Annotated in this window: 1 protein-coding gene and 3 pseudogenes; 3 read left to right on the forward strand and 1 reads right to left on the reverse strand. The window is 59.9% G+C overall.

Going from position 1 to position 2,738, the window contains the following annotated elements:
- Window positions 1–1,097 precede the first annotated feature (1,097 nt).
- Window positions 1,098–1,196: pseudogene (locus AC0L28_RS34540) on the forward strand (hypothetical protein); the annotation flags it as partial.
- A 48-nt stretch (window positions 1,197–1,244) separates the two neighbouring features.
- Here AC0L28_RS34540 and AC0L28_RS34545 read toward each other — a convergent pair.
- Window positions 1,245–1,385 (reverse strand): annotated as a pseudogene (locus AC0L28_RS34545) (extracellular catalytic domain type 1 short-chain-length polyhydroxyalkanoate depolymerase); the annotation flags it as partial.
- Between the two features lie 235 nt (window positions 1,386–1,620).
- On the opposite strand from AC0L28_RS34545, the gene AC0L28_RS34550 reads away from it, so the two are divergent.
- Window positions 1,621–2,052, forward strand: coding sequence for an IS6 family transposase (locus AC0L28_RS34550; protein WP_473482955.1), 432 nt, complete (start codon window positions 1,621–1,623; stop codon window positions 2,050–2,052).
- 152 nt (window positions 2,053–2,204) lie between these two features.
- Window positions 2,205–2,738 (forward strand): annotated as a pseudogene (locus AC0L28_RS34555) (Tn3 family transposase); the annotation flags it as partial.

The raw sequence follows: 2,738 nt of genomic DNA on the forward strand, positions 1-2,738 counted from the left end.
ATGGCGATGTTACGCGTGTCCGACTTGACCGTTCAAGGGGCCAATGGCGGCATCGCACTATGCCTGAAAGGCGTGCACCATTGGTCGTCGCGATCGTCCGCGAAAGGCAGCCCGGCGCGGCGAGCGCCTCCACATCCCGGCCACGAATTCGTCCGCAGATATGCGTCGAGGCCTTCGATGCCGCTCTCCGAGCCATAGGAGCTCGGGCCGATATGCGGCAACGCCTATGCCGAGTTCGCATATTTCAAGCTCAGCCACTACCCTTGCGCGCGTTCCGAGACGTTTGGCTCTCGCTATCGACGGGCGGTTTGCCTCCCGAACGCTTCGTTCGACGCGTCAGCCGGGAAAAACTCCCACGACCAGTATTCCGGCCTCGCGGGCGGCCTCGACGAAAGCCTGCCGCGCAAATTCCGGCGGCTGCTCGCCTTCAGGACCGCGATGCAGGCTTCGCGGGCCTGCTTGTGGCGCGGACCCCATTCCGTCGGCCAGCTGCGGAGAAGCACTCGGCCGCCGCTCGGGTCGAAGGGATATTGATCCTTTTGTCGCGCCCGCCCAGTTCCACACGGACATAGCTCTTCCAACGCTTCGTGTCCAAATCGCCCGCCAAGAGCTTCCCTCAGTCCACCAACGGTCTTGAAAGAATCGTCCGGATGGTCCGACCAAGCCGGGCCTGCCGAATCCGTGGCGAGGATGCCGAACTTTTTCGAAAAGGCAACAAATGGCTTACGGGCATTGTCGGCCGAATCTTCCCGGCGCTGTTTAGAAGGTGGGGAACAAGAAGCAGCACGTTGATTGTTGACATGTCATGTTATCTAGCAACGCCTCCTAGCCGACCAAACCCAGCTCCCTTCAGGACAAGGCAAATAATCTTGGTCAATGCCGATGAGGGGATTTGCATGAGGAAATCTGTTGGGCTGTTCGCTGCGCTGGCCGTGATCGGTCAGGACGCAGCTGCGCAGGAAGCGACGGTGCTCGAACGCATCGTGGTGGAGGGGCTAGGCGGTGTGCCCCTGACCGCAACGATCGGCACCCTGCCGGAAGCGTATCCCGGGGGACAAGTTGCGCGAGGGGGACGCCTGGGCCTGCTCGGCGACATCATGGATACGCCGTTCAACATAGGCAGCTACACGGCGCAGACCATCGAGAATCAGGGCGCGCGCACGGTGGCCGACGTGATGATCAATGATCCTTCCGTGCGGAGCACCCATTCAACCGGCGGGATATTGGATTCCTTCTATATTCGCGGCGGAGAGGCCGGTGATAAAGATACGCCCACGGTCGAGGCCATATTCGACCACAATCGCCGCGATCATCTGGCGGATGGGAAGGGCCTCTCCGCCGTTCCGCTTTGTATCGCCTGGCACGAACCAGTTGAAGCAGAGGGATAGCCGCAGTGTATCCGACGTCCGGACTCCTTCGATTTCGAAAAATCTCCCTGTTCAAACCTGCCAAACTTCTCCGTGTTCAAAGCTGGTCCTCAAAAAGAGGCGGGGACGCCGGGAACTGCACGATCCGCCGCTGGTGACACTGTTTGTCATTAGCCTGTGGAAACCAGAAATCGCGAGAGATTGGCAGCCTAGGTGTTCGATCCCGGGCTTCGCCGTCACCGGCAAGTGGCACATGGACGAGACATACATCAAGATACGCGGCCAATGGATGTATCTCTATCGTGCCGTCGACGGCGTCGGCGACACGGTCGAGTTCTTCTTCAGCGAACACCGCGACTGCCGGCAGCCAAGCGCTTCTTCCGGAAGGCCCTGGAGCGCCACGGCACCGGATCGCACCGTCGTCGACGGCAGCCCGACCAATCATGAGGCGATCATTTCCTGCGACGCCGAACACCGTCTGCGGAATCGACCGCGACGAGCGCTGAAGCCGATCCGCATCCGCAAGAGCAAGTACCTCAACAATCGGATCGAGCAGGACCATCGGCGCACCAAGCGCCGCAATCGGTCGATGCTCGGCTTCAAGTCGATGGCGAGTGCCGATGCCGTCCTTTCCGGCATCGAGATGGTTCACATGATGCGTAACGGCAGGCGAGGTTCGCCATAATCCACGTCCCTCGATCGCCGAGCGGTTCGAAATCCTTGCAGCATGATCATCGGCGCGAAAGCGTCCCGTTGTAACCAAAAGCACGATTTGCGACAGAACCCTTTACCGACACTGGCGGTGCGAGCGATCACGTCTTCGGGCTGTTCGCCCTGATCGGTAAGCGCTTCGCGCCGCGACTGCGCAACCTCAAGGATCGGAAGTTCCACACATTCGAGAAAAGCGATGCCTATCCGGCGCTGTCGAACCACATCGATCAACACCACCCTGATCCTCGACCATTGGGATGATCTGCTTCATCTAGCGGCGTCGATCGCCACTCGCGCAGTTGTGCCCTCGACGATCCTGAAAAAGCTATCGGCATCTCCGAAGGAAAGCCAACTCGCAAGGGCGCTGCGGGAACTGGGCAGGATCGAGCGATCCATATTCATGATTGAATGGTACTCAAGCCCGGCACGCTGCCAAGCCGGCCTCAACAAGGGCGAAGCAGCACACAAGCTCAAGCGCGCCTCGTCGTCAGCGCGATCGTACACTGGAACACGGTCTATCTCGACCGCGCGGGCCACACAGTTGAAACGAGGGGGGCGAAACATTCCAGATACGCTGTTGAAGCATATCTCGCCGCTGAGTTGGGAACATATCAACCTGACAGGCATCTACACCTGGGACACCGAGCATCAGTTGCCCGA

It is taken from the genome of Mesorhizobium sp. WSM4847, from assembly GCF_055811335.1.

Excerpts from the sequence above, each read along its gene's own strand:
- AC0L28_RS34550 (WP_473482955.1), top strand. The coding sequence starts at position 1,621 with ATGGACGAGACATACATCAAGATACGCGGCCAATGGATGTATCTCTAT.